This window comes from Bacillus sp. X1(2014) (assembly GCF_007678255.1).
This window is the reverse complement of record NZ_VEED01000002.1, coordinates 384,817-409,858: the sequence shown is the minus strand read 5'-3', so window position 1 is coordinate 409,858 and position 25,042 is coordinate 384,817. Positions and strand designations below refer to the sequence as shown.

Annotated in this window: 32 protein-coding genes; 21 read left to right on the top strand and 11 right to left on the bottom strand. The window is 37.0% G+C overall.

Annotated features, from left to right (window positions below; all coding sequences use genetic code 11):
• Nucleotides 1-125: 125 nt before the first annotated feature.
• Nucleotides 126-995 (bottom strand): SDR family oxidoreductase, encoded by an 870-nt coding sequence (locus FS608_RS05925; protein ID WP_144548330.1) that lies wholly within the window; start codon nt 993-995, stop codon nt 126-128.
• Nucleotides 996-1,521: 526 nt separating this feature from the next.
• On the opposite strand from FS608_RS05925, the gene FS608_RS05920 reads away from it, so the two are divergent.
• The 5 genes from FS608_RS05920 to FS608_RS05905 all read left to right on the top strand — a co-directional run bounded on the left by FS608_RS05920 (nt 1,522) and on the right by FS608_RS05905 (nt 4,270).
• Nucleotides 1,522-1,941, top strand: coding sequence for an RrF2 family transcriptional regulator (locus tag FS608_RS05920; RefSeq protein ID WP_144548329.1), 420 nt, complete (start codon nt 1,522-1,524; stop codon nt 1,939-1,941).
• 119 nt (nt 1,942-2,060) lie between these two features.
• The gene (locus FS608_RS05915; RefSeq protein WP_144548328.1) at nt 2,061-2,453 is read left to right on the top strand and encodes an IDEAL domain-containing protein; all 393 of its coding nucleotides are present in this window, start codon (nt 2,061-2,063) and stop codon (nt 2,451-2,453) included.
• 82 nt (nt 2,454-2,535) lie between these two features.
• On the top strand, nt 2,536-2,691 hold the full coding sequence (locus tag FS608_RS30715; RefSeq protein WP_222127308.1) for a hypothetical protein: 156 nt from the start codon (nt 2,536-2,538) through the stop codon (nt 2,689-2,691).
• 25 nt (nt 2,692-2,716) lie between these two features.
• Complete coding sequence (trxA, locus tag FS608_RS05910) at nt 2,717-3,031, top strand: thioredoxin (RefSeq protein WP_144548327.1); 315 nt, start codon at nt 2,717-2,719, stop codon at nt 3,029-3,031.
• 105 nt (nt 3,032-3,136) lie between these two features.
• Complete coding sequence (locus tag FS608_RS05905; RefSeq protein WP_144548326.1) at nt 3,137-4,270, top strand: NADH-dependent flavin oxidoreductase; 1,134 nt, start codon at nt 3,137-3,139, stop codon at nt 4,268-4,270.
• A gap of 603 nt (nt 4,271-4,873) precedes the next feature.
• Here FS608_RS05905 and FS608_RS05900 read toward each other — a convergent pair.
• Both FS608_RS05900 and FS608_RS05895 read right to left on the bottom strand, forming a co-directional pair.
• Nucleotides 4,874-5,638 (bottom strand): DUF3891 family protein, encoded by a 765-nt coding sequence (locus FS608_RS05900; RefSeq protein ID WP_144548325.1) that lies wholly within the window; start codon nt 5,636-5,638, stop codon nt 4,874-4,876.
• Nucleotides 5,639-5,884: 246 nt separating this feature from the next.
• Nucleotides 5,885-7,369: an amidohydrolase gene (locus FS608_RS05895; protein WP_222127307.1), complete on the bottom strand. Its 1,485-nt coding sequence runs from the start codon at nt 7,367-7,369 to the stop codon at nt 5,885-5,887.
• A 95-nt stretch (nt 7,370-7,464) separates the two neighbouring features.
• On the opposite strand from FS608_RS05895, the gene FS608_RS31125 reads away from it, so the two are divergent.
• The 3 genes from FS608_RS31125 (at nt 7,465) to FS608_RS31750 (ending at nt 7,986) form a co-directional block, all read left to right on the top strand.
• A complete protein-coding gene (locus tag FS608_RS31125) occupies nt 7,465-7,593 on the top strand; it encodes a hypothetical protein (RefSeq protein WP_260871586.1) in 129 nt (42 codons plus the stop codon).
• Between the two features lie 96 nt (nt 7,594-7,689).
• Complete coding sequence (locus tag FS608_RS05890) at nt 7,690-7,875, top strand: arginase family protein (protein WP_144548324.1); 186 nt, start codon at nt 7,690-7,692, stop codon at nt 7,873-7,875.
• Nucleotides 7,876-7,986 (top strand): arginase family protein, encoded by a 111-nt coding sequence (locus tag FS608_RS31750; protein WP_144548323.1) that lies wholly within the window; start codon nt 7,876-7,878, stop codon nt 7,984-7,986. It abuts the gene before it with no gap.
• Between the two features lie 31 nt (nt 7,987-8,017).
• On the opposite strand, the gene FS608_RS05880 is transcribed toward FS608_RS31750, so the two are convergent.
• From FS608_RS05880 to FS608_RS05870, 3 genes are all read right to left on the bottom strand, one after another.
• Nucleotides 8,018-8,413: a DoxX family protein gene (locus FS608_RS05880; protein WP_144548322.1), complete on the bottom strand. Its 396-nt coding sequence runs from the start codon at nt 8,411-8,413 to the stop codon at nt 8,018-8,020.
• Nucleotides 8,414-8,571: 158 nt separating this feature from the next.
• The gene (locus FS608_RS05875; protein WP_144548621.1) at nt 8,572-8,955 is read right to left on the bottom strand and encodes a hypothetical protein; all 384 of its coding nucleotides are present in this window, start codon (nt 8,953-8,955) and stop codon (nt 8,572-8,574) included.
• Between the two features lie 104 nt (nt 8,956-9,059).
• A complete protein-coding gene (locus tag FS608_RS05870; RefSeq protein ID WP_144548620.1) occupies nt 9,060-9,191 on the bottom strand; it encodes a YjcZ family sporulation protein in 132 nt (43 codons plus the stop codon).
• 402 nt (nt 9,192-9,593) lie between these two features.
• Between FS608_RS05870 and FS608_RS05865 the strand changes: the two genes are divergently transcribed.
• Genes FS608_RS05865 through FS608_RS05855 form a run of 3 tightly spaced genes read left to right on the top strand, consistent with a single transcriptional unit; the run spans nt 9,594 to nt 11,795 of the window.
• A complete protein-coding gene (locus FS608_RS05865; protein ID WP_144548321.1) occupies nt 9,594-10,367 on the top strand; it encodes a transporter substrate-binding domain-containing protein in 774 nt (257 codons plus the stop codon).
• Between the two features lie 58 nt (nt 10,368-10,425).
• Nucleotides 10,426-11,070, top strand: a complete 645-nt coding sequence (locus FS608_RS05860) for an amino acid ABC transporter permease (protein WP_144548320.1) — start codon at nt 10,426-10,428, stop codon at nt 11,068-11,070.
• A complete protein-coding gene (locus FS608_RS05855; RefSeq protein WP_144548319.1) occupies nt 11,067-11,795 on the top strand; it encodes an amino acid ABC transporter ATP-binding protein in 729 nt (242 codons plus the stop codon). The genes FS608_RS05860 and FS608_RS05855 overlap by 4 nt, the downstream gene beginning before the upstream one ends.
• Nucleotides 11,796-11,955: 160 nt before the next feature.
• On the opposite strand, the gene FS608_RS05850 is transcribed toward FS608_RS05855, so the two are convergent.
• From FS608_RS05850 to FS608_RS05840, 3 genes are all read right to left on the bottom strand, one after another.
• Complete coding sequence (locus FS608_RS05850) at nt 11,956-13,080, bottom strand: cupin domain-containing protein (RefSeq protein WP_144548318.1); 1,125 nt, start codon at nt 13,078-13,080, stop codon at nt 11,956-11,958.
• Nucleotides 13,081-13,161: 81 nt separating this feature from the next.
• The gene (locus tag FS608_RS05845) at nt 13,162-14,112 is read right to left on the bottom strand and encodes a fumarylacetoacetate hydrolase family protein (RefSeq protein WP_144548317.1); all 951 of its coding nucleotides are present in this window, start codon (nt 14,110-14,112) and stop codon (nt 13,162-13,164) included.
• Between the two features lie 108 nt (nt 14,113-14,220).
• Nucleotides 14,221-14,982: an IclR family transcriptional regulator gene (locus tag FS608_RS05840; protein ID WP_144548316.1), complete on the bottom strand. Its 762-nt coding sequence runs from the start codon at nt 14,980-14,982 to the stop codon at nt 14,221-14,223.
• Nucleotides 14,983-15,160: 178 nt separating this feature from the next.
• Between FS608_RS05840 and FS608_RS05835 the strand changes: the two genes are divergently transcribed.
• From FS608_RS05835 to FS608_RS05800, 9 genes are all read left to right on the top strand, one after another.
• Nucleotides 15,161-16,354, top strand: a complete 1,194-nt coding sequence (locus tag FS608_RS05835; RefSeq protein ID WP_144548315.1) for an FAD-dependent monooxygenase — start codon at nt 15,161-15,163, stop codon at nt 16,352-16,354.
• 107 nt (nt 16,355-16,461) lie between these two features.
• Nucleotides 16,462-16,956, top strand: coding sequence for a DinB family protein (locus FS608_RS05830; RefSeq protein ID WP_144548314.1), 495 nt, complete (start codon nt 16,462-16,464; stop codon nt 16,954-16,956).
• A gap of 189 nt (nt 16,957-17,145) precedes the next feature.
• Nucleotides 17,146-18,147 carry a macro domain-containing protein gene (locus tag FS608_RS05825; protein WP_144548313.1) on the top strand — a complete coding sequence of 334 codons (1,002 nt, stop codon included), beginning with the start codon at nt 17,146-17,148 and terminating at the stop codon, nt 18,145-18,147.
• A 124-nt stretch (nt 18,148-18,271) separates the two neighbouring features.
• On the top strand, nt 18,272-18,631 hold the full coding sequence (locus tag FS608_RS05820) for a truncated hemoglobin (protein WP_144548312.1): 360 nt from the start codon (nt 18,272-18,274) through the stop codon (nt 18,629-18,631).
• A 211-nt stretch (nt 18,632-18,842) separates the two neighbouring features.
• Nucleotides 18,843-19,460 carry a TetR/AcrR family transcriptional regulator gene (locus tag FS608_RS05815; protein ID WP_144548311.1) on the top strand — a complete coding sequence of 206 codons (618 nt, stop codon included), beginning with the start codon at nt 18,843-18,845 and terminating at the stop codon, nt 19,458-19,460.
• 136 nt (nt 19,461-19,596) lie between these two features.
• A complete protein-coding gene (locus FS608_RS30105) occupies nt 19,597-19,791 on the top strand; it encodes a hypothetical protein (protein WP_222127306.1) in 195 nt (64 codons plus the stop codon).
• 511 nt (nt 19,792-20,302) lie between these two features.
• Nucleotides 20,303-20,872 (top strand): hypothetical protein, encoded by a 570-nt coding sequence (locus tag FS608_RS05810; protein WP_144548310.1) that lies wholly within the window; start codon nt 20,303-20,305, stop codon nt 20,870-20,872.
• A 16-nt stretch (nt 20,873-20,888) separates the two neighbouring features.
• Nucleotides 20,889-21,635: a hypothetical protein gene (locus FS608_RS05805; RefSeq protein WP_144548309.1), complete on the top strand. Its 747-nt coding sequence runs from the start codon at nt 20,889-20,891 to the stop codon at nt 21,633-21,635.
• Nucleotides 21,636-21,798: 163 nt separating this feature from the next.
• Complete coding sequence (locus FS608_RS05800; RefSeq protein WP_144548308.1) at nt 21,799-22,455, top strand: hypothetical protein; 657 nt, start codon at nt 21,799-21,801, stop codon at nt 22,453-22,455.
• Between the two features lie 107 nt (nt 22,456-22,562).
• Here FS608_RS05800 and FS608_RS05795 read toward each other — a convergent pair whose 3' ends face one another.
• Both FS608_RS05795 and FS608_RS05790 read right to left on the bottom strand, forming a co-directional pair.
• A complete protein-coding gene (locus tag FS608_RS05795) occupies nt 22,563-23,705 on the bottom strand; it encodes an SLC13 family permease (RefSeq protein ID WP_144548307.1) in 1,143 nt (380 codons plus the stop codon).
• A gap of 189 nt (nt 23,706-23,894) precedes the next feature.
• Nucleotides 23,895-24,590, bottom strand: a complete 696-nt coding sequence (locus FS608_RS05790; RefSeq protein WP_144548306.1) for an AIM24 family protein — start codon at nt 24,588-24,590, stop codon at nt 23,895-23,897.
• Nucleotides 24,591-24,889: 299 nt separating this feature from the next.
• Between FS608_RS05790 and FS608_RS30100 the strand changes: the two genes are divergently transcribed.
• Complete coding sequence (locus tag FS608_RS30100) at nt 24,890-25,027, top strand: hypothetical protein (RefSeq protein ID WP_186328617.1); 138 nt, start codon at nt 24,890-24,892, stop codon at nt 25,025-25,027.
• Nucleotides 25,028-25,042 lie beyond the last annotated feature (15 nt).

The window sequence follows — 25,042 nt, the reverse complement described above, 5'->3', positions numbered from 1 at the left end:
GAACCTCTCATTTAGTGCCTGTCCCCTGTGCTTAATTTTGTAGTGTGCTAGGGGACAGGCACAAATATATATATGGCTAGGCACTCGGGCTGTATACCTAATCCAAACCTTTATAAGGAACCAAACTACCCATTTACAACTTTTCCACCATTGACATGCAGAATTTGACCAGAAACATAGGATGAATCCGCATTTGATGCAAGGTAGACATATGCAGGAGCAACTTCTTCCGGTTGTCCCGGGCGCTTCATCGGTGTGTCCTGTCCAAATTTACTAACTTCTTCTGCGCTAAAAGTAGAAGGGATAAGTGGTGTCCAAATTGGTCCTGGAGCGACTCCATTTACTCTGATTCCTTTTTCCGCAAGCTGAGAGGCAAGAGACCTTGTAAAGGTTGTAATCGCACCTTTTGTAGAAGAATAGTCAAGCAGCTTTGGATGTCCTTGATAGGCAGTGATAGACGTCGAATTTATAATCGCACTTCCTTCCTTAAGGTGAGGCAAAGCGGCACGTGTTAAATGAAACATTGAAAAAATGTTTGTCCGGAATGTCTTTTCTAGCTGTTCTGTTTCTATGTCCATTATGCTTTCTTGAGGATGCTGTTCAGCCGCATTATTCACAAGGATATCAATTCCTCCAAGCTCATCTACTGTTTGCTGTACAGCTTCTTTGCAGAATGATTCATCACCGATGTCACCAGCAATTAATAGGCATCTTCCACCTTCCTCCTCAACCAGCTGTTTGGTTTCTTCGGCATCATTGTTTTCGTTTAAATAAACTATTGCAACATTTGCCCCCTCTTTCGCGAAAGCTATAGATACAGCACGCCCAATCCCACTGTCTCCACCGGTAATAATGGCATTCTTTCCTTGTAGCTTGTTACTTCCTTTGTAGTTCGGATTTTCCGTATCTGGAAGTGGCTTCATTTCCTTTTCAATTCCTGGCTGCTCGGTTTGTTCTTGTGCGGGTAATTTACTTGGGTACTTTTCATTGTTCATTTGATATTACCTCCTATATTTTTGGGATGATAATTCAGTACCCATTCAACAAAAAGAATAAACCATAAATCTACAAACTATGTTGCAGATGAAAAAAATGTAGAAAATTCAAATAAAATGGAAAACGAAAAATGTTAAAAAGCTCATATGAACGGGAATGATAAAAGTAGTAGAATAATCAAATGCATCTCAGATGAATATTGTTACAAAAATAAGTTGTTTAATAACTTTTTGAAACCGAACAATACTCTAATGGGGGAATGAAAAATGAAAATCCATAAACCTGAATGGCTTTCATTAAGTAAAGAAATAAAAGTGAAACTTATTCGCTTAGCGATTTTGGAAAACCAGAGTAGATACTCATCACAGTAATTAGCATAAGTAAAATAGGAGACCTTGTTTTTAAGCCAGTAAAGGTTATTAATATGGGCCATAGTGGAATTATTAATATTGAGTTATTTTTTGTTGACATTATAAACTGTAAATAATAAAATTACATTAATCTTCTTGAGGAGGAAGCATTGAAGTGAATAGTGATTTTACGATAGCCGTCCATAGTTTAGTCTATCTAGCATATTTACCAGATCATATGGCTAGCAGTGAGTCAATCGCTGCCAATGTTTGTACAAATGCGGCACGGATTCGCAAGATCATGAGCTGTTTGCGCAATCATGGATTTGTTAGGACAAAAGAAGGTATTGGTGGTGGCTATATTCTCGACTGTAATTCTCAAGAGGTATCATTGGCAGATATTTATCGTACCGTTTCACGCGGAAGCCTAAAACCAAACTGGTGCACAGGTGATCCGGAGCAAAAATGTGTTATCTCGTCTAATACCCAGGTGGTAATGGACCAGATTTTCAATGATGCTGAATTGTATTTTGAAAAATATTTAGAGAATATTACACTTAGTACCGTTTTAGAAAAAATTAAACATTGTCCATGATTTAGTTTTTTCTTTTATTCATACTGTATATTATTTTATTACAGTATAATGAGATGTTAGTAATAAACTTTTTTAAAAAACCAAACTGTAACTTTTTTTATAACATTTAAGGGGTGTAGATGACAATGGCCGACAATTATCGATTTGAAAATGGGGATTGGATACAGGGTATATCCAGAGATGGGGAACTGATCCACGGGTATGTTGAAACCGTAGACACTACCAAAGGAATGTTACAAATAAATGTAGTTGATAGTGACAATGAAACAGCGATTGGAAAATCGATTTGGATCGTAAATAAACGGGCTGAAAAGCTACCCGAGACAACTGGTAGAAATGAAAGTGAGCTTTTAGCTTTAATAGATTTGGCTTTACTATTTAAAGATGAGCAGTGGTTTAAGGAATTATCGGCAAAATTAGTATCTTCTAAAAAAAATCATGAAGTGCCTATCAAAAAATCTGAATTTCTAATCAGTGGAAACAGAATGAGGAATTTTGATATAAAAAGGTAATTTTCATATATTTGTCAGAGTGAACAATTAAGTTTTTTAAAATAGGCTGTGTTAAAGCTTAATTGTTTATTTTGGCACCCTGTTGATTGGAGCGGAAGGCACGAAGACTCCTGCGGGAGGACGGGGCAGGGGAGACCCCGCAGGAGCGCAGCGACGAGGAGGCTCGCCGGACCGCCCGCGGAAAGCGAAGTGCCTGGAGCGGAAATCAACAGGCAAGTTTAACAGAGCCTTAAAATAAAAAAATTAAAATGGAGGAAAAAATAATGGCAATTTTACACGTAACAGATCAAACTTTTGCTGCAGAAATGAAAGAGGGATTGGTGCTAGTGGATTTTTGGGCTCCATGGTGCGGGCCTTGTAAAATGATTGCACCTGTGTTGGAGGAAATCGATTTTGAAATTGGTGATAAAGTTGGGATTCTCAAACTTAATGTGGATGAGAACCCAGAAACAACAAGATCATTTGGTGTTATGAGCATTCCAACGTTGATTCTTTTCAAAGACGGTGTGGAAGTAGATAAGGTGATCGGTTTCCAACCAAAAGAAGCTTTAACAGAATTAATTTTAAAACACTCTTAATTTATATAGCTTTACAAAAACCTAAACTATAACGTGAAGTTATAGAAAGGGTAACGTAATTTTTTGCCTATATAACATAAATGAACACACAGGGGGAGTAAAGACATGAAGAATGTAAAATATGCACCATTATTTGAGTCATTTACGATAGGAAAGGGGATTCACTTAAAAAACCGAATTGTCATGGCACCGATGACCAATTTCTCATCCAATCCTGACGACACTGTCTCAGATGCGGAAGTCAAGTATTATCAACGACGTGCAAAAGGAGTGGGGATGGTCATTACTGCATGTACCTATGTGACAAGAAATGGTAAAGGATTTCATGGTGAATTTGGTGGAGACCGAGATGAAATGATCCCAAGTTTGCGTCGACTAGCATCAGCCATTAAAGAGCAGGGTGCGAAAGCAATTTTGCAAATTTTCCATGGCGGCCGTCAGGTTCCACCTGAATTAGTGAATGGTGACGTGGTAAGTGCTAGTGCGGTTCCTTCAGAAGGTGAAGGAAAACCCGTTCCCCGCGCATTGACTGAAACAGAGGTCGAATCTATTATTCGCGATTTTGGAGAAACCACTCGCCGAGCCATTGAAGCAGGTTATGATGGAGTTGAAATCCATGGTGCCAATGGATACCTGATTCAGCAATTCTTTTCCCCTCATTCTAATCGTCGGGATGACCGATGGGGCGGCACGCTTGAAAAACGGCTAACTTTTCCATTGGCGATTGTGGATGAAGTAAAGAGAGTGGTTGCTGAATATGCGAAGGAACCTTTCTTGGTTGGCTATCGTTTTTCCCCGGAGGAACCTGAAACACCTGGAATCACGATGGCGGACACACTAGCACTAATAGATGCACTTGCAGAAAAAGACCTTGATTATCTTCATGTTTCATTGCTGGATTTCCGGTCAACCCCTAAACGAGGAGTGGAGGATACACGTTCGCGTATTGAAATCATTCAGGAACGAGTAGGTGATCAAGTTCCAGTTATCGGCGTCGGTTCGATTTATACAGCTGATGATGCCTTAAACGCATTAGAAACGGGAGTCCCATTAATCGCATTGGGACGTGAACTGATCATTGATCCTGAGTGGGTGCAAAAAGTGGAACAAGGTAGAGAATCTGAAATTGTCACCAAAATAAACAAGAATCATCAGCACGAACTGGAAGTTCCAGATCCCCTGTGGCAGGCAATTATTCATTCGCCAGGATGGTTTCCGGGAGTAGAATCGATCAGTTAAATACTTTAACAAGAAGGAAACTCCCTCCGATAAAAGAAGGGAGTTTCCTTTTTGTTTTGATTTAATTTCACTAAAAAAAGAATCCCATGTATACAACGATATGAAGCCACGAGTTCTTGATCTAAAGGCTTCCGTTTTGAGGTGCTTTTCTTAAAAGACGTGCCGAAATGACAGTCGTATTGGAATCGTTATTGGTATATAAAAAAGTACATTTCGCTATAGTAATGATGCCAGTTTCTTTATTAGGAGGACAAAAACCTTATTTATATAATACCTCTCCGTAATGCATCAAAATGAGGATCTCTTGGATTTTTGAGAGAAACTTTCGCCTTTTTATATAAGATGTCTTCTCCTTAATTGAGTAATCAGCAAAAGTAAAATAAGCGGAGCTTTTCCGGTTAAATGTAGAATGGGGCTCGTTTCGGGGTGAATAAGCGAGATTTTCCGTTTATGCAAAGCAAAATCTCTCTTTTTCACTTTTTTCGAGTAAATAGGCGGAATCTCTCCGTCTATTTATCAGCTCGTCTACTTAACCTGAGGGGGGCCGAACAGGTAGGATGTGTTGATCGGAAGGGAAAAAAATTCTCCTTTTTAGGGTTTCTCCTATATAACCTTTATCCTCCTAATAGTAACAGGGGTGTCCTTATATGCCTGTAAGATGCCGTGCTCCTCTATTCGGTCTTTTCTTACAGCCCGACAAGGCAGTTTTACTTCAATTTCACTTTTTAGAGGGGAGAAGGAGAGCGAAACCATTTCTTGGTTTTTCCAATGAGCAACAATGGGTTTGTCCGTAACAAAAGGAAATAACTGTGGAAATCCATTGCGGAAAAAGGGATGTATCCTTTTATTATTTCCAGGTTCATTTAAACAAATATACAGGGAAAGATAATCGCAAAATTTTAACAAATCTAAGTGGTACATTAAAGTTTCATTCTTTTTCTCGTCTCCTACTATTTGCAATTCCTTTAAAAGTTGCTCCTGTCTTTGCTTTTCTTCATTCCAAAATTCCCTGACTGTGTGTTCTGTAGCATCCTGAATGAAGGATGAATAGTGTAAACTGCATAACAGTCCAGCATACTTGCTCATTTTTTCCACTTCATTCAAACCCTTTTTATAAAAAGATATTTTAAGCATTATTGGGTAGTCGATAAAAGAGTACGGCTTTTCCGTTTTATCATTCCATATAGGAGACTTGTCTAGGTCTATCCAGGCCCTGTCATGTTCTTGGATTGCCAGTTGCACTTCTTGGGTTCGTGTAAGATCAAAAAAATAATCATCTTTACAGTTTCGGGCGATTTCCCCTGCAATTTTGGCGTGATCGTTCTGATTTATCATATAAAAGCTTTGTTCCCTATCCATAATAATCATTTTCGACCATCCTTTCTTTACAAAACTTCACCAGTTTGTATTTCTCTTGTTTTATATTTACCACTTTTCAGGAAAATTTAATCAATTGATTTTAGTATTTTAGGGACGATATTGCTGGTATAGATAAACGAGCAAAACAAACAGCCATCGCAAGTTTGATGGCTGTTTGTTTTGATTCTTTTTTTACATTAAAAAAGGCTTGATTGGACTGCTAATCTCCCATAAATCATTTTTGTGCTGAGTACTTCATTCACTTGTTGGTTTTTGTTGATGATAGGGAAGGGTTTTCTCTACTTCTGCTACTTGTTTATAGATTCCTTCCATATCCTTTAAATTTTTCTTATAATCATATGTCTTAAGTTTTTTGTTTTCTACAATCAATTTCCCATTAACGATTACATCTCTTACATTTTGTGGTCCTGCTGCATATGTTAACGTTGCGTAAGGATCGTAGGTTGGAAATGTGTTAGGCGCATGGATATCAACAATAATAATATCCGCGTATTTTCCGACTTCTAGTGAGCCGATTTTTTTATCCAATCCAAGTGCTTTGGCTCCACCGATTGTGGCAAGTTCGACCACCTTACTTGGCGGCATTACACTTTGATCTTTGTTTACCAATTTATGGACTCTTGCCGCATACCCCGCTGTTCCGAATACATCCATGGTGTTTGAGCTCATAGGCCCATCTGTACCCAATCCCATTTTAATCCCTGCTTTATCAATCTTAATCGCAGGTGCAACACCGGTTGCTCCTTTTGTATTCGCAATGGGATTATGGGCAATGGTAGCGCCTCTTTGTTTAATGATGTTGATGTCTTCATCATCAATATGGATGGCATGTGCAAGCATTGTATTCTCATCTAAAATTCCTAAAGAATCCAAGTACTTGATAACGGTAGGAAACTTCTGACCAAATTTGGTTTCTACTCTTTGGGCTTCATCAGCAAATTCTGCAGCATGAATCGCAAAGGGTACCTGATATTTTTTTGCTAAATCCTTCGATGCCTTAATCATCTCAGGACTAACTGTGTATGGAGCATGTGCCACCACCGAAGGAGTAATTAGTTCATGATTCTTATATTGTTTAATAAAGTTCTCTGCATATTTTAGCCCGCCATATGGTTCTGGAGCATCGACAGTTGGAAAACTAATAACTGTTTCACCTAGAACTCCTCTTATGCCAATCTTTTCTGTCGCCTTTGCTACTTCATCTTCATGGTAATACATATCTGCATAGGTCGTAACTCCGCCCATTGCCATTTCTATGACACCATGAATGGATGCTTTATAAATAAGGTCTCTTGAAAGTAGTTTCCCCTCTAATGGAAAAAACACATCAAACAATCGATTACCTACTCCCTCTTCACCAATACTTCTAAAGGCAACCATTGGAACATGATTATGAGTATTGATCATTCCGGGCATCACGATATTACCATTGGCATTAATGACTTTTCCTGCTTTATATTGTTTCTCTAACTTTTCATCACCAATTGCGATGATTTTCTTGTCCTTAATGACTACTGTTCCTTTAGCAAAGCGGTCCTTTTTCGTATTCATTGTTAAAATAAGCCCGTTCTTAATCATAAGATCGGCCTTTTGATTATTACCTGGGATTCTCGCTGCTTCCACACTCATCGCTTTCGTATTCGGATAAATGGATCCAATTAACATAGATGCTGTAAACAAAACGACCACCGATAACTTAAATAGTATTCTGAGTCTCATATCTTTCCTCCTTTATATGTACCTTACTACCCACGGACCTTAATAAATTACCCATTATCAACCAAAATAATTATAGACGCATGATTTAATGTACTATGTATAAATGGGCTGTACCGCAGCCAAACATGCTAATCAATCGATCCAAAGAAAACCAGATGGTAAGCATTGTTTTGGAACACGATTTGGTATCGGTGAGTCAACCATGGGATAGTGGCGGTCTGTAGAAATGAGTTTGAGGGGGGATGATTTTTGGGGAAACAGGTGCTTTCCCCATGATTCTTCTCGACACCAGTACCAAAGGAGTCTTTTGAATCCTGGGTTTGACAGGAGTGCATGCATTTGGCGTTATCATCATTTTTGATTTTTTGGATGGTGTAGAAGGTGGGGATGTTATGATTATTCCAGACAGCACATTGCAAAACCATCTGTACATTACTGAACATGTGAAAGAATGGGCAAAAAAAGGGGCTGTTCCAATTGTACTTGGAGGCGATCAATCCATTTAATTGCCTGAATTACAGGCCCTTGCCAATGTACACGGCCCATTATCAATTATTCATTTTGAAGCTCATGGAGATACAGGGGAAGAGTATTGGGGTGAAAAGTGCAATATTTGATTATTTTTAGCAAATGAAAGGATCAGCGCGGTTATTGCCTGTATAGATAAACTAGCAAAACTAACATCACTATGTCTAAACGAGCACCAAAAGCGAATGGTAGTAGGCCAGTGTGCAGTAGGGGAACCTTTGTTAAAAGAAGGGCTGCGATCATAATACCAATTAAAGGTACCACTGCATTTTTAACAGCTTTATTAACCAATAATAGAATTCCACAAACCAATTCCATTAATATAACAAGCTTTAACATTATGTGGGGATAGGGCAGTCCTAATCCAAGAAAATGATTCGTTACTTCGGTACCCATTAATTTCATCAGTGCAGAGGTAATAAAAACATAGGCGACAGTAATTCTAATAAATTTATGAGTATTTAAAATAAAAATTCCCCCTTTGAATATCTCTATGCAAGAAGAGGGACAAACCATTACAAAAAACTAACATTAGGTCAATCGAGGGCAGCTCCCAAGTGAACTAAAGCTTTAACGCACCAGGGGACAGACCCCTTTTTATGAAAAGGGCTTTAAAAACAAAAGGACCATTTTTTTAAATAGCCCTCTTGTGCAATCTATTAATTTTTTAAAAATTAATGTCGCAATCTGTCAATGACAGTACATTCCCTTGCGCCTCTGCGGATTAAATTACGTGCAGCTGCTAATGGAATTTCTACCAGAACTGCATCGTCTGTGTCGTTTTCTACATCAAAAACAGCAAATGCCTCGCCGTCTACAATCAAGATACAAATAAACTCTACTTCTACATCATTGGATCTTGGAACGCGAGTTGTAATTTCACAACGCTTGACTCCTGCATTCAACAATGTCATAGCCTCTTGTCGTGATATACGAATAAACACGAATTCCTCAAATGCAACATTACCAGCTTCCACTTCAATTTCCACTAAAAGAAAAAAGCGATTTCTGATTTGTACAATACAATTTGCACCAATTGAAATAACGTCCTCTATAATCAAATAATTTCACCTCCCTCTCTACATTAAATGAAGAAGTGAAAGGAAGGTGTGGACAAATTATATTTAAAATTCATATTTTGCAGAGCTGATTTAGACCTGCACTATTCAAAGCAAAAAGCAAATGCACCGATAATAATTAATAAAATAAACAACACTATTATAATGATAAAATTTTCACACCCACGAACATTAACACAATGTCCTTGAACAGGAGCCGCATAGCCGTAAGACATCTGAGGCTGTGGAAAAACATTAGATTGATCACAAATTGTTGGGATTGCGTTATTATACACTTAAACACTTCCTTTCGATGGTAAGGAGAGTAACTAGGCGATTACCCTATATCATATACATTGAGATGAAATTGGAGCCCGTATTAATAAAATTTTTTATGCAAATGCTGCCATAACCTAACCTGAGTTGATTGGATTGTTATCGAAATAAAAGTATTCATGTCCCTGTTTTTCTATTAATATGGTCCGCTGTTGAAATTATCCTATTATATTAATTTTATTGAAATAATTTATATTCCAATAACTTTTGCTTTTTTCTGTTTATTATTTGTGATATATTATAAAAGTGATTTCATTCTATTCTGCAAATGAGAATAATCTGACAAATAAGGGGAGATAGTAATGAAGAAGTTTGGTTTATTTAGTTTGTTTTTAATCCTTACCATCTTTATCGCGGCGTGTGGAAGTAGTGACACAAAAAGCGGGAAAGAGGAAGCAGGTAAGGTGTATAAAGTTGGTGTAGATACCACGTATCCTCCATTTGAATTTAAAGAAGGAAACGAATATAAGGGTATCGATATTGAATTAATTAATGCTATTGCAAAAAATCAGGGCTTCAAAATTGAACTTTCTCCAATGGATTTTGGTGGAATCATTCCAGCTATGCAAGCTAATCAGTTAGATGTGGCTATTGCAGGTATGAGTATAACAGAAGAAAGAAAAAAAATAGTGGATTTCTCATCACCATATTTTGATGCAGGGTTAACATTAATTGTGAAAGATGATAATTCAACTATTAAATCTATCAATGACCTTAAAGGCAAAAAAGTTGCGGTTAAAAAAGGTACATCTGGTGCAAAATATGCACAAGACAATGCTTCAAAATTAGGAATTACCGTTGTTCAATTTAATGATAGTCCCGCTATGTTCCAAGAGGTATCTAACGGAAATGCGGATGCACTTATTGAAGATTATCCTGTAATTTCATATGCTATTGCCCAAAAAGACCTCGGCTTAAAAATCGTGGGTGATCGTTTGAACGGAGATCAATATGGGATTGCTGTTCTAAAAGGAAAAAACACGGATCTTTTGAAAAAAATCAACGATGGTCTTGCTGAGTTAAAGAAAGACGGAACCTATGATAAAATTATTAAAACGTATCTAGGTGAACAATAAATACGTGAAGATAGGGCGCGCTTAATGCGCGTCTTCTTGTTGAAAGGGGATGAACAGGATGGATATTATTTCTGCGGCTATACCGATGTTATTAAAAGGACTTCAAGTAACCTTATATATATTTGTAATAGCTATTATTTTAGGATTTTTAATTGGTTTACTTGTCGCATTATTGAGATTGGCACCGAATAAGATCTTAAATTGGATTGCAAAGGTTTATGTAGATGCGATTCGAGGTACGCCATTTATTGTACAATTGTTTTTTATCTATTTCGGCGTGAATTCTTTACAATTGATCTCCTTAAACAGCACAACCGCTGGAATCGTCACTGTTGCCATTAATGCCGGGGCATACTTTGCTGAGATTATCAGAGCTGGAATTCAATCGATAGATAAAGGACAAACAGAAGCGGCAAGATCGATTGGTTTTACGGGGGCACAAACGATGCGGTATGTAGTCCTCCCACAAGCATTTAGAAGAATGCTTCCTACTATTACGAATCAGTCCATTATTAGTTTAAAAGATACTTCGCTTTTATCCGTTATCGGGATAGCTGACTTAACACAGCAAGGGCAAATTCAAGCTTCGGCAACCTTCGAAGCATTCAAGATTTGGCTGGCTGTAGGTGTCATTTACTTTATCATTATTTATTTATTAACTATCTTAGCTAATTTCATCGAAAGGAGGATTCAGGTTCGATGAGTATAATTAAGGTTAAAAATCTGCGAAAATCGTTTGGTAAGGTAGAGGTTTTAAAGGATATTAATGCAGAGGTACAAGAAAAAGAGGTAGTTTGTGTGATTGGCCCATCGGGTTCAGGTAAGAGTACGTTCCTTCGCTGCTTAAATCGCCTCGAGGAAATTTCTGGTGGGGAAGTAGTCATTAACGGACAGGATATCACAGACAACAAGATTAATATCAACAAGGTTAGACAAGAAGTAGGAATGGTTTTCCAGCAATTCAATCTATTCCCTCATAAAACCGTCTTAGAAAACATCACGATGGGACCTATTAAAATTCGCTCTACCGAAAAATCTGCGGCGGATAAATTAGCATTTGAGCTGCTTGATAAAGTAGGGTTAAGAGAAAAAGCTAATAGTTATCCGGGAGAACTATCTGGGGGACAAAAACAACGTGTTGCTATCGCAAGGGCACTGGCAATGAATCCTAAGATCATGCTTTTTGACGAGCCGACATCTGCACTTGACCCTGAAATGGTCGGAGATGTACTAGAAGTAATGAAGCAGCTGGCTAAAGAAGGGATGACAATGGTGGTTGTCACCCATGAAATGGGCTTTGCTCGTGAAGTGGGCGATCGAGTCATATTCATGGACGGCGGCTATATTGTGGAAGAAAATGAACCAAATGAGTTATTCAGTAACCCTCAGCATGAACGTACCCAGGCGTTCTTAAGTAAAGTGCTATAAACAATCATTTACCTACTATCCAGTAGGAAGTAATACGAGCCATCAAGTACTAGTTATTATACATCTAGTATTTGATGGCTTTTTTGATGTAAGTTCTGACTTCAACCATCCCAACGGCATCAAAAAACGCTTGGAATGGACCAAGCGTTTCCCTAATCGATTAACGGAAGTCTGCTTTAAATTCACCAGTAATTTTTTGGTGGCCGTTGTTTTCTTCAAAGAATTGCTCTTGTTCTAAATCGAAACGGTTCATAATTGGTAAATCGTTTACGGAGAAGAGGTAAGAATCTTCTGATGCAAAGTGTTCATACCAAGCCCAGTTTGGAACAACAAAGTAATCGCCTTTTTTCCAATCGAATCGAATGCCATTAATGACAGTGTGACCGGAACCTTGGTGTACTTGGTAAACCGTTGAGTGAGTATGGCGTAATGCCTTTGTTTGGAAACCGTGTGGTAAATGCTGCATTCTTGTGCCTAGTGTCGGATTAGCCGATTGACCTGTAGATGGGTTAATGTATTCGACTGCATATCCATGTTGTGGATTTGGATCGAATTCCATCAATCCTTTAATTCCTTCTACCGTGCGATCCCATTTATAATTAGCAAGCGGAGCCACTGTGAATTTATCATCACCGACAGGACGAACCATCCCCCCACGATAACGTCTTTCTGTAAAGTTATCTGGAATATCTGGCTGCTGTAATCCATCCTCATAAGGTTCAAAGAATGTACCGCCAATCGCGTAAAGAGTAGGAATATCTAAAGCATCCATCCAATACATAGGCTCTGTGCCTAAATGGGCATGGCCATGCCATAATCCCTTTGGTGTAATTAAAAAGTCGCCTTCTTCCATGAAAATACGCTCACCCTGAACAATCGTATATGCACCTGACCCTTCAGAAATAAAGCGCAATGCACTTTGTGAGTGGCGGTGAGATGGTGCTTTTTCACCAGGCAATAACATTTGAACAGCAGCATAAATCGTTTGCGTAGTAGATCCCCAGCCCCAAGGTTTACGATAAGTAAGGCCAGGATTTTGGAAATAAATTGCGCGACGTTCACCACCACGCTCTGGTGTGAAGATCTGAGCTGCTTCTGCCATTTTCTTTTTGATTAATTCATCGCTCCAGAGATAAGCTTCTGCTTGAGGAGTTGGTGTTTTGTGCATAATTGCAGGAATTGCTTCCCAAAGAGGTCCTAAGTTGTATTGTTGGATATCTTTTGTGTAATCGGTTACAATCGAACTTTTCATAAACTCTTGAACTTCTGGATTTACTTCAGCCATTTCACATTCCCCTTTACTAATTAAATTTTAGAGAGAAAAGGGGAGTAGCGGATATGCTACTCGACCCCCTACATCTCCTCATCAAACTGTAGCTGGCACTTCTGTTGTTTTTACTTTATTTTCAAGTACACCAACCTGGTCGATTTCAATACGAACGACGTCCCCATCTTTTAGGAATTGCTGAGGCTTCATCGCAAATCCTACGCCCCCTGGAGTTCCTGTTAAGACAACATCTCCTGGCTCTAACGTCATTAAATTTGATAAGAAAGACACTAATTTTTGAACGGAGAATACTAGATTCGCAGTATTTGTTTTTTGACGTACTTCTCCATTTACTTTTAGAACAACATCTAAACCAGATGGATTTTGTAATTCATCGGAAGTGACTAAATATGGTCCCATTGGTGCACTTCCATCTACTGTTTTTCCTTGTAACCATTGAATGGTGCGGCGTTGAATATCACGATAGGTTACGTCATTTGTAATGGTATAACCTGCTACATAATCTAAGGCCTCTTCTTCTGTCACATTGCGAGCTTGTTTGCCAACAACGAACGTAAACTCTGCTTCATAGTCAAGTTGGTCAGAAATTGGATAGTGTGGAATATCGTCTTCAGGACCTAAAATGGTATTTGCAAATTTTGCAAAAATAACTGGGTTTGTTGGGAGTTCACGACCCATTTCTAAAATGTGTTCGCGATAGTTGTGACCGACACAAATAATTTTGCCTGGCCGCACGACAGGTGCTTCTACCTTCACTTCCTCAAGATTGTAAATCACTTTTTTATTAAAACTTTCAGGATTCGCTAAGATGAAATCGATTGCATTTTGCGCTAGTTGTAGTGATTCTTTACCACCTTGATATAACTCATCTGTATTATCTGGTACATACGCTTTAGCGATGGCCTCGTATCTGTATTTTCCTTCTGCTTTTAGCTGTGCTTGGTAGGCATAGTTTAAGTCAATTACTTGGTGATCAACGATAGCCCCTGCACGTGTATGTCCTGCGACAGTAAAATTAATAAGTTTCAATGTATTGTCCTCCTTGATTTCACTAATTATGAAACTAGTTCACTATTTATAAAAATTTTAATAGGTTTTGAAAAGATTGTCAATATTATTTGTTTTCAGATAAAAAATTCATTTCACAAAGCCGTAATATTCTGAAATTTCTTTCGCAACATTGAGAACGTATTGTCCAATTGAATGGTCGGCTGAATTTGGTACCGTCTCGGTAATACCAACAATAGTAATAGCACCCAGCAGTTCATGGTTGAAATTTAATAGAGGAACACTATAAGAAGAGACATGCATTATTAGTGGCTCTGTCTTTGATGCAAAATGCAGCTGTCTTGTTTTTTCTTTTTCAATATGAAATTGCCGTAATTCGTTTTCATTGAACTTCGATAATTCTTCTACTTCCCATTCCTTCCGATGGACATCTTTTTCAAAAGCAGAAAAAACGACGCCAGTAGAGGAGGAGATCGGCAAGTGTGTCCCCATTTGTGCACCGATATTAATTCCATAATCGGCGCTTAAAATATATGAAATGAATGGACCTTTTATAGTTGGTACAGCAAGTAGTACGGTTAGGTTTGTGAACTCAGTGATCTTTTTGAAATAAGGAATAACCACTTCAATTAAAGAAGTTTGTCCTAGAGCGGCATTTCCTAGCTGTACTAATTTATGTCCAAGAGTATACATGTTTGTATGAGGATTTCGATTGATTAACCCAAATTGGCTTAGTGTGGACAAATATTTATATAAATTACTTTTTGTCATCGAAGCTCGGTTTTGAATATCAGTGAACTTAAGAGGCTCTTTTTCCATTGCTAAGATTTCTAATATATTTAACCCCAATTGTAATGACTGAATACCCGCAGTTTTCGTTTCAGTTGTCATCATGATCACCCTATTTTCAATTATTTTGGTTAGTATAGCAGAATGAATGATTTGTAGAAATTTCTAAATTTTATAATTTTATTGTTGACGGAATAGTGAATAATGAGATAAAGTTTTCTTATCGGGAACATAGTTCACTATTTGTAGAAGATTATAAAACATGTGGGAGGAATTTACAATGACTAATGTAAGCGACATCATTATTGTAGGTGGAGGAATCGGTGGTTTAGCTGTAGCTCTATCAATCCAAGAAACGGGTAAATCAGTGGCAATTTTTGAGCAGGCTCCTGAATTTGGGGAAGTAGGTGCGGGGATTCAGTTAGCACCAAACGCGATTGAGGTTTTAGATCGTTTAGGGGTAAAGGAAGAAATTTTAAAGCATGCGGTATTACCTAAACGACTTGTACTAAAAGATGTTTATACAGCAAAAGAGTTAGCAACTCTTGATTTAGGGGAAGGGTTCCAAAAAGAATTCGGTCAGCCATATATCGTATTGCATCGCTCTGACTTACACCGAGTTCTTTATGAAGCATGTCAAAAACGTAGTAATGTCAAATTTTTTACCAACCAAACGATTCAAACGGCAGAACAAAATGGTGATACAGTAACAATTGTCAACCAAAATGGTGAAACGTTTACTGCAGAAGCAGTGATTGGTGCGGACGGTGTAAAATCAAATATGCGTAAGTTATTTGTTGAAGATGAACCAGTAAACTCTGCGTATGTAGCTTACCGCGGAACGATTCCAATCGCAGAAGTGGCGAGTAACTCAAACTTAGACTTAGATGATGTGATCATGTGGATTGGTCCAAACCTGCACTTAGTACAATATCCAGTTCGTCGTGGAGAGCTTTACAACCAAGTAGTTGTTTTTAAATCATATGATGCTACTGTAGAGGACTGGGGAAATCCAGAAGAAATGACACGCCGTTTTGAAAATACTCATCCAAAAGTACAAAACGCTTTATCTTACATTAACCGTCAATTCCGTTGGCAAATGTATGACCGTGAACCAATCGATAATTGGACCAAAGGTAACATTACATTATTAGGGGATTCTGGTCATGCCATGCTTCAATATTTAGCTCAAGGCGGCGTTCAAGCTTTCGAAGATGCGTTTGTATTAGGTGAGAAATTAAAAGAACATAAATCTTATGAAGATGCATTTAGAGCATACCAAGACCTGCGGATTCCGCGTTCTGCGATGGTACAAACAACAGCACGTAAATGGGGCGAAATTATTCACGCTGAAGATCCAACAACCATTTCCCTTCGTAACTTTATTTTCGAACAACACAAACCAACGGATTACAAGGCTGTTGATTTCTTATATGGCTATCTCAAAAAAAATTATGAACGTGTCGATTGCTAATAAACAACATGAATAAAAACGCGTTAGAGAAAACTCTAGCGCATTTTTATTCTTAATTCTTATAAAACTATTGATCAATTAGGTGAGGATTGGGAGGATGTATGACTATGACTACAGCAGTACTGAATGAAAAATTGGAAACATTTAAAACGTGTATTGATGAGATCGTTACGGTTGTGAAGAATACAGAAGAGGCTACACTTTACATGAAACCTTCTGAAGAAGAATGGTCTGCTATGCAAATTGTCGCTCATATTATAGAAGCGGTTGATTTTTGGGTGACAGATTTGGAAGCCTTGCTAGTGGTTCCAGGTGCAAAATGGGGACGTAATCATGAACATGTGCGTCGTTTAGCTGCAGTAGATGAAAACGTTGTATCTCGTTTGAAGAAAGGTGATGCCATCACTACACTATTAAACTTAGTACCAAAAGTAGAGGCAGCACTTACTAAAGTTGAAGAAGAGGATTTAGTAAAAACAGCTCCAAGTTATAATCCAAACTTTGACGGCAAACCGTTATCATTTTTAGTCGACCATTTAATCGTTAAGCACGTAACCGGTCATTATGAGCAAATTCTTCGTCATTTAGAAAAAGTTCGCTAAACAAATCGATATAATAATTACCTTTAAAGCTCCTGATTTTGCAGGAGTTTTATTTTGTCTAATCTTCCTTGTTCATTACTAACCTCCAATTAAATAAATGGTATAATCTCCCTAAGGAATAAGAATCTTAACTTGGACATTGTGGAGATAATAGACTTATAAATAATTGTTTGGGAGGGGGATAAACGGATGCCACTAGAAATTGTTCGCCATGATATTACCAAGATGAAGGTGGATGCGATTGTCAATGCTGCGAATACATCATTGAAAATGGGTGGGGGCGTCTGTGGTGCTATCTTTCGTGCAGCTGGTGTCAATGAGTTGCAAAAAGCTTGCAATCAATTGGGGGAATGCAAGGTAGGAGAAGCTGTATTGACTGACGGCTTTAACTTAGAAGCAAAATATATCATACATACACCTGGACCGGTTTGGCAAGGTGGTTCCAATCAAGAAGCCTTACAATTAAAGGAATCTTACTATAATTCCTTGGAACTGGCCATGACCCATCAGTGTGAATCCATCGCATTCCCGTTGATATCGACAGGCATTTATGGTTATCCCAAGGAGGAAGCATTACAAATTGCCGTTTCGACAATTGGCTCATTTTTATTCCAGCATGACATGCTTGTTTATCTAGTTGTTTTTGATAAAAGCTCTTTCGGTTTAAGCAAGAAATTATTTACATCCATTCATCAATATATTGATGAGCATTATGTGGAAGAAATAGAAACCATGTTTGCTCGTAATAGGGTAGAACCATACATATGGGAAAGCCAGCAAGAAATCGAAATTGTTCAGCAGGATGTGTTTAAAGATGCTGAGTATTCTTTAGTCAATCTGTTGGACGAACTTGATGAATCTTTTTCCGTACGGCTTCTTCGTTTCATTGATGAAAAAGGAATGACGGATGTGGAAACGTATAAACGGGCGAATATTGACCGGCGATTATTCTCCAAAATCCGGAATGAAGTCGATTATACCCCGAAAAAGAAAACCACGATTGCGTTTGCCGTTGCTTTAAAGTTAAACGTGGAGGAAACGATGGACCTGCTAGGTGCTGCTGGTTATACCTTGTCACGGAGCAATAAATTTGATGTAATTATTGATTACTTTATTCAACATGGTAACTATAATATTCATGAAATCAACGAGGCCTTATTCGCTTTTGACCAGCCATTACTTGGCGCCTAACATGTCGCTTTTCAAGCTTTTTTCTTCCACAAAGTCTTTTTCGTGATGTAAATCACAAGTTTAGAATGTTATATACACTATAATAATAGTATTAATTACTTTATTTAAGAAAAAGAGGGTATGGATGATGACGATTGTACTGGATCAGGAAAAAGTGAATGAGTTAGTTGACCGATTTTATGATAAGCTTCTAAAAGATTCCTACTATATTAATATGTTTAATGAAAGAAACACGGATATCGAATTATTGAAAGATCGGCAAAGAGTATTTATCAACCGACTAGTTTCCGGTGGATCTGATCAGGAACAAGGGAAGCAAGTCTCACAAGTGAAAGAAAGACATCCATTTCAGATTGCTCCAGATAGGGCCGAAATCTGGTTCGGTAACTTAAAAGAGACAATGGATGAAATGGAAATGGATGTTAGTGTAAAGAAGCATCTGACTGAGAAAGTAGATTTTTTGCTGAGTAAGATTATAAAATAAGTCCCAATTATTAGTTGTTATTAGAGTCCTTGTTAAATTAACAAGGGCTTTTTTTGGTGCCTGACACCATTTAATATCCTGTGAGAAATTCAGGTAAATTTTGGTTGCCTTTTATGGTGGAAATAGGCTAAAATTTAAATAAACCGAATGGTCGTTTTTGAATATTTCACATATAATATATTATCAATTAATTTTAAAGGCGGAGATAACAATGCCACCGATTGTATCTGATGATTATAAAGAGAAGAAGAAAAAAGAAATCTTATCGAGTGCTTTTGTTTGTTTTGCGAAAAAAGGTTTCGAAGTAGCCACGATCAATGATATTGTAGAACATTCTGGTATCAGTAAAGGTGCGATTTATAATTACTTTCAAAGTAAAGATGATATTTATCTAGAATTAATGAGTACAGAAACGAGTCAAACTTATGATGAACTTAATCAGGAAATATCTAAAAAACCATCAGCTATAGAAAAATTAAACTATTTGTTTGATATATACTTAGAACTAAATCCTTTTATTGAAGAAAATAAAGCTCGGTTTTCGGTTCACTTAGAGTTCAAACTGCATTCTTCCAGGGACAAAGAATTAACAGAACGATTACGTAATCGGAGGCAAAAATATTTTATTTCTCAGATCACCGATATTCTTAAAGATGGGCAGAAATCTGGTGAAATAAAACAAGATGTGAATCCAGAATTATTTGCAGATCTTTTTTGGTCCATGGTCGATGGAGTGGTCTCGCAGACAATTGTATACGAAGATTATCCATACCATGAGGTATTAAAAGAAATAAAAAAGATGTTTATCCTGAGAGTGTTGGTGCAATAAGGCAAGCCCTTCTAATCGGCTTGTTTTTTTGCACATATGAATTGCTGCTGAAATATCAGGAACAAATTAGGGATCGTTTTAGCCTTTAAATAAACCGAACGGTCGTCTTTTATGTCTAGTTAAAAATTTAAATATTATGGAGGATGAAATAATAATGAGAATGTATGATTATCAAACTATGATGGGAATAAAACAACAGGAAGTGGAAAAAAAAGCCGAGTCTGCATGGATGTATTTTAATAACTCTCAAAAACAACAGCAAGTTGATACCACGGATGGCAAAAGGTCTTTTAGGAAGAGATTAGAAAATTTATTGGGAATATCGAATTAAAGGAAAGAATGTAAATGAAAAAAAGATGTGAATGGACCATTTGCCTTAAATGCTGCCGGGGCTTTTTCTTATAAAGTCAAAGCGGAGATATCCATTGAACAACTCGAAAATATTACAATTTAATGAAAACTATTATTCGAACCTAGTTTAAATGAATAGGAATGATATAATTTGAATGTCAACAACCATTCCTTGTTTGATTTTCCACGTTTTCTTCACGATTGATTCTACTATTTTAAATCCTATAATGATTTTTCTAATTTATCTTTTCAACATTTTGTTACCTAAAAAATCCCCTTAAATTGGCAATAAACCTTTCTATTCTATTTTTCTCATTGGGTACCTATGTCTATTTGATATATGTTTATTTTTTTATGACTGTGTTAAAGGTTAATGTTTTATAAATTAAAGAAAGGTGGATTAGTATTGTTTTGACATCAAAAATAAGTTGTTTTATAATCAAGTGCCAATCGTTTAAAGTGAATGTAATCTAAGAACGGAGGTTTTGTTTATGGAAGAAAAATTAGATAAAATTCTTTCAGAACTGAAGAATACAAATGAGATTATAAGTAATATGAAGACGAGCCAAAAGGATATGACTTCCCGAATGGAAAGTCTAGAGACCGGCCAAGGAGCATTAAAAAAGGGGCAAATAGAAGTGACTTCCCGGATACAAAATTTGGAGACCGGCCAAGAAGCATTAATAAAGGGTCAAAAAGAAGTAACAACTCGGATGGAAAATCTGAGAGCTAGTCAAGAAGTACTAATAAAGGGTCATGCAGAATTAACAAATGGCCAAAGAAAATTGAATTCTCGTATGGAAAACTTAGAGACGGGTCAAGTAGAATTAACAAATGGCCAAAGAGAAATCACTTCACGGATGGAAAACTTGGAGACGGGTCAAGCAGAAATAATAGATATCATTAAGCATTCTACTACATTAATAACAGAAAATGTTACTTATGTTCGTAAAGATTTGAGGACCTTTCAATCAGATGTAAATGCGGATATTGAATTGCTTTTTAATGAAGTTGCAAGCGTGAAGCGAAAAGTGAATAAACTTGAGCAATCCAATAAGTAGAAGGGATTGATGTTTGATGGGAAAACCAGAAACCGTTGAAAACATAGTAGAGTTAGAACAGACCGTGAACAAAACAAAAAAATTTCGGCCTGACTATCCTGTGTCTGAAGATTTAAGGCAGGTAATGGTAAGTGAGGTATTTAGGGATTTTATGATTTATGCCCTTGACCTATATTATGATAATGAAAATCTGTCTTTACTTAGAGAATTTGTAGAGGAACATAACCCGAAGGCAGAGAAACAGCAAGGATTACTCGATAATTTGTTTTGGTGGCGACTATTGTATGATTCCGGCCCAAATCCAGTTAATAGTTGTTTTGATGATTATATTTCCGATAATCATTATACACTCAGGAACAAACCTTTTATTAAATCTTGGCTAAGGGAGTGTAAGAATGTAGTTCCAAAATTCTATTTTATTGGCCATAAATATAATGATCGTACCTTTGTTGCTATTGATATTCTAACCCATGAATCTCTGGATGTTATTGTGTATGCTCCAATTGCTATTCCTCCAAAACAAGGGGAAATCGCCATGGGGACACTAATCCCGTTAGGCGGGGGCCTATTTTTCCCGATTATTGATTTTTATCATTTCGATTATGAAGCAAGAGAAGCAATGTCCAGCTGCATACACCATCATTATGAAAAACATTTAAAAACTTCATCAATGAAAGAGGCATTTTTCCAAGTAGTTTCCGTTATGCTGCAAATAGAACGAATAATCTTTATGCAAAATCAGGAAAAATCAACTTCAAAATAAAATCTCCAATTCGAAAAAATCCACTACTCATCTCAGACTTTAAGTCCTTCCATTTTTGCAGGAAAAATAAAATACAAAATTTAACATCTTGTTCATAAATTGGTAACATCTCATGGACATCCTATCATCTGTAATACCCACACTATTTCTAGGAGGAAGTTACATGATGAGAAAGATGAAGATGACTTGTGTTTGTGCCATGGCTTTCTTGTTTGGATTTCTAGGTTCATTACAGGCTTTTGCGGCACCCCAAGAAAATGAACAAGTAAAGGAAAATGAGGTACATGGTCGAGATCATTTTAGACACAATCCCGAGTTTATTAAAAAGCAGGCAGACTCGCTTGGGATTAAAACAGAAGGCAAAGATACAGATACCATTGTCAAAGAAGTTCGAGAAGCGATGATCAAAAAGAGGGCAGAGGAGCTTAGGATTGACACAAAAGGAAAGGACCTAGATTCATTAGCGAAAGAAGTCCGAGAAACAGAAATCAAAACAGAAGCAAAAGAGTTGGGAATTTCGACTGAAGGAAAACATTTAAGGGATGTAGTCCATGAAATCCGTGAAACACAGATTAAAAAAGAAGCGAAAGAACTAGGCATTTCCACTGATAATAAGGATCTTCGTGAAGTAGCCCATGCTGTCAGAGAAAAACGAATTTTCCAAGCAGCAGAGAAATTGGGGATAGAATCAAAAAATAAGTCAGCAAACGAACTTTTTAAAGAAATCATGACAAATCATGCAGATAAGGTCAAGGAGTTAAATCTTTTTCCACATAGAGAAGGGAAGTTATTTTTCTTTGACCGGTCAAAAGAAAATTAGTTCTAGTTCGGGGTCATAATACTTAAAACACTTATTTAGGAAAAGCAGGCATCATTCAATTTTTTTGGTTGGATGGTGCCTGTTTTTTTGACTCTTGCTAAAATTTATTAAAATATTTTTAGGATAAAGTACTGAATCAAAGTTAAAAACGCTAAAATGGAAAAATTATAAATACTGAATTTGATTAAATATTTTTTACTCTCGGTTGGATTTGCCTGAATAAATAGTTTGTAAGAAATTACACTTGCCAATGACGCAATAATAGTCCCGAGACCGCCAATATTCACTCCTAATAATAAAGGTTTCCAATCGGTTGTGAATTCTGCCAATAGCATAGAGGCAGGAACATTACTGATAAACTGGCTTAATAAAATTGAACTAAAATAGACGGTTGTAGTGTCTTTCAAGCTTGAATTGGCAAATGCTTGTAATGTACTCGAATTGGATATATTTCCAATAAAGATAAAAAAGCAGATAAATGTTAACAGAAGTAGGTAATCAATCTTTATCAATAATTTTACATTTAATATGATCACGGTCATCAATGTAACCAAGAAGGCGACCTGGTAACTGACCACTCCAAAAATTGATGCAAAGATAATTGCTAGGACCAATCCCCAGACAACTGGTTTTTTCCAATCGTCTAATGGCACTGGATTTAGAACAACTTTTAATTCTCTATTTTGCATTTTTTTAATAAGGAAAAAAAGAGAACTAATTCCAAGGACAGCCATGAATAGGACCGTCGAAAAAAAGGGAAATGGCTGGATTCCATAATGCGAATAGATGAACAAATTTTGGGGATTTCCCATTGGAGTTAAACTACTTCCAATGTTGGCTGCAATGGTTTGAAAAATAATCGTCTCCATCATGGGCATTTGGGTTTTCCTACTGACCACAAGTGTTAATGGTACAAAAGTAAGCAGCGCCACATCGTTCGTGACAAACATTGAGCTAAAAAAACATAACAAAATTAGAATTGCTGAAACAGAGCGGCTGTTATTACATTTATTAATGATAGCAATCGCGAATTTGTCTAGGAATCTTAATTCTTCCAACGCCTTAATGGTTAGCATCAAGCTAAATAAAATAACTAACACTTGAAAATTGATATACTCCAGTTTTGGAGGATAAATTAAACAGCTTGTCGCTGCTAATACAAGAGAAGCTGTAAAAACAATGTCTTTTTTTAGAAAAGCAAATTTCAGCTTGAGTCTTTTGTTTTCTTGAATTAATACAGATTCTTTCACAGGACACCACCGGTAGTTGATAGAATTTAACAACTATATGATTCTACCATGCCCTTTTATGGTTGGAAATAAGTAATATAAAATTTATTTAGTTTCCTATATAGCGGGAACAACCAAGAAATGCCTGACACCCTCAATGCAGTATGGTGTCAGGCACTTTTTAATTTTTACTATGTTTATTCAAGCATATTAACTTTGCATAGCCTTCATATAAACCTCTTCGTAGGGCTGGATTACGACAAAGCCTTCTCCTTCGAACTTCATTTGAATAGACTCGCCGCTTCCTCTGCCAAAGAATGTTTTCAAACTGATATCGGTTTGAAATTTAGGTTGAAGATTGCCAGACCAAGCTACAGTTGCGTTTGGATCGGTAATCACAGGATTTCCAGGCGATACCCTTAAGGTGAGTGGTTCGTAATGGGCAGTAAAAGCGATCAATCCGCTTCCTTCACATCGAACATTAAATAAGCCTCCTGCCATCATCCCGGCAATTTTCTTCATTAGTTTTATTTCCCATTTAATACTTGGTTCAAATGCAAGTAAATCATTCCCGTTAATGTAAATAGATTCGTTTTGTAAATTTAGAATAATAATTTTCTTACCGCTATCTGCTAGATATAATTTTCCTTTTCCATTGGCCTTCATTAATGAAGCACCTTCTCCGGTAAGCGCCTTTTTGAACGCGGTTCCCAGGCCGTGTTCTAGCATCCCTTCACGAACAAATTTAATTTCCCCTTGGTAAGAAACCATCGATCCCGCTTTTGCCCATACTTGCCCGTCTAAGTTTACTTCCAATATCCGAGGGGTCTCTAATTCAAAAAATCCCTGTCCCTTATCAACCTGCTCCGATTGTTTGATAAATTCTTCAATTGAGTATCTGTTCAATGTTCCCACATCCTTCCCTCTCTATAACGACGAGTTTCAATCTATTATGTTTCATATCTATAGAAGAAACTGAAAATTTATCCTTTTAGTTCTTCAATGAGCGCGGCTGGAATATCAAAATACGGAAGACACAAAATTAAATGAATAAAAACATTAAAGCTAACTAAATAATATTGATATTCAGTGAGAAAGTGCTAATATTTCAAGCGATGGTGTTCCATATCTTTCTCCTGATACAGGAAAAGCTTATATAAGCCTTTAAAGATACTTATGACAAATATCGCAAAGGAGTAGTGTTAATGGAAAATGAAAATCAGTATGTTGCAGCTTCACTATCACCTAATTTAATAAATGAAATTAAATCTCTAGAGGAAAAGCTAAGTGAGCAAGCACATAAAAAAGTAGTGGTAATCGCGTACGAAAATGATAATCATTAGTTAGGTAGATATCTT

Bases quoted from the DNA above. Each gene is read 5' to 3' on its own strand.
- FS608_RS05820 (WP_144548312.1), top strand. From the start codon at position 18,272: ATGATGACGATTGTACTGGATCAGGAAAAAGTGAATGAGTTAGTTGAC.
- FS608_RS05830 (WP_144548314.1), top strand. From the start codon at position 16,462: ATGACTACAGCAGTACTGAATGAAAAATTGGAAACATTTAAAACGTGT.
- FS608_RS05865 (WP_144548321.1), top strand. From the start codon at position 9,594: ATGAAGAAGTTTGGTTTATTTAGTTTGTTTTTAATCCTTACCATCTTT.
- FS608_RS05840 (WP_144548316.1), bottom strand. From the start codon at position 14,982: ATGACAACTGAAACGAAAACTGCGGGTATTCAGTCATTACAATTGGGG.
- FS608_RS05860 (WP_144548320.1), top strand. From the start codon at position 10,426: ATGGATATTATTTCTGCGGCTATACCGATGTTATTAAAAGGACTTCAA.
- FS608_RS30100 (WP_186328617.1), top strand. From the start codon at position 24,890: ATGGAAAATGAAAATCAGTATGTTGCAGCTTCACTATCACCTAATTTA.
- FS608_RS31125 (WP_260871586.1), top strand. From the start codon at position 7,465: ATGTATAAATGGGCTGTACCGCAGCCAAACATGCTAATCAATCGATCC.
- FS608_RS05825 (WP_144548313.1), top strand. From the start codon at position 17,146: ATGCCACTAGAAATTGTTCGCCATGATATTACCAAGATGAAGGTGGAT.
- FS608_RS05850 (WP_144548318.1), bottom strand. From the start codon at position 13,080: ATGGCTGAAGTAAATCCAGAAGTTCAAGAGTTTATGAAAAGTTCGATT.
- FS608_RS05870 (WP_144548620.1), bottom strand. From the start codon at position 9,191: ATGTCTTACGGCTATGCGGCTCCTGTTCAAGGACATTGTGTTAATGTT.
- FS608_RS05915 (WP_144548328.1), top strand. From the start codon at position 2,061: ATGACAATGGCCGACAATTATCGATTTGAAAATGGGGATTGGATACAG.
- FS608_RS05925 (WP_144548330.1), bottom strand. From the start codon at position 995: ATGAACAATGAAAAGTACCCAAGTAAATTACCCGCACAAGAACAAACC.
- FS608_RS05880 (WP_144548322.1), bottom strand. From the start codon at position 8,413: ATGGTTTGTCCCTCTTCTTGCATAGAGATATTCAAAGGGGGAATTTTT.
- FS608_RS05815 (WP_144548311.1), top strand. From the start codon at position 18,843: ATGCCACCGATTGTATCTGATGATTATAAAGAGAAGAAGAAAAAAGAA.
- FS608_RS30105 (WP_222127306.1), top strand. From the start codon at position 19,597: ATGGAGGATGAAATAATAATGAGAATGTATGATTATCAAACTATGATG.
- FS608_RS05905 (WP_144548326.1), top strand. From the start codon at position 3,137: ATGAAGAATGTAAAATATGCACCATTATTTGAGTCATTTACGATAGGA.
- FS608_RS05800 (WP_144548308.1), top strand. From the start codon at position 21,799: ATGATGAGAAAGATGAAGATGACTTGTGTTTGTGCCATGGCTTTCTTG.
- FS608_RS05810 (WP_144548310.1), top strand. From the start codon at position 20,303: ATGGAAGAAAAATTAGATAAAATTCTTTCAGAACTGAAGAATACAAAT.
- FS608_RS05855 (WP_144548319.1), top strand. From the start codon at position 11,067: ATGAGTATAATTAAGGTTAAAAATCTGCGAAAATCGTTTGGTAAGGTA.
- trxA (WP_144548327.1), top strand. From the start codon at position 2,717: ATGGCAATTTTACACGTAACAGATCAAACTTTTGCTGCAGAAATGAAA.
- FS608_RS05835 (WP_144548315.1), top strand. From the start codon at position 15,161: ATGACTAATGTAAGCGACATCATTATTGTAGGTGGAGGAATCGGTGGT.
- FS608_RS05900 (WP_144548325.1), bottom strand. From the start codon at position 5,638: ATGATTATTATGGATAGGGAACAAAGCTTTTATATGATAAATCAGAAC.
- FS608_RS05895 (WP_222127307.1), bottom strand. From the start codon at position 7,369: ATGAGACTCAGAATACTATTTAAGTTATCGGTGGTCGTTTTGTTTACA.
- FS608_RS05805 (WP_144548309.1), top strand. From the start codon at position 20,889: ATGGGAAAACCAGAAACCGTTGAAAACATAGTAGAGTTAGAACAGACC.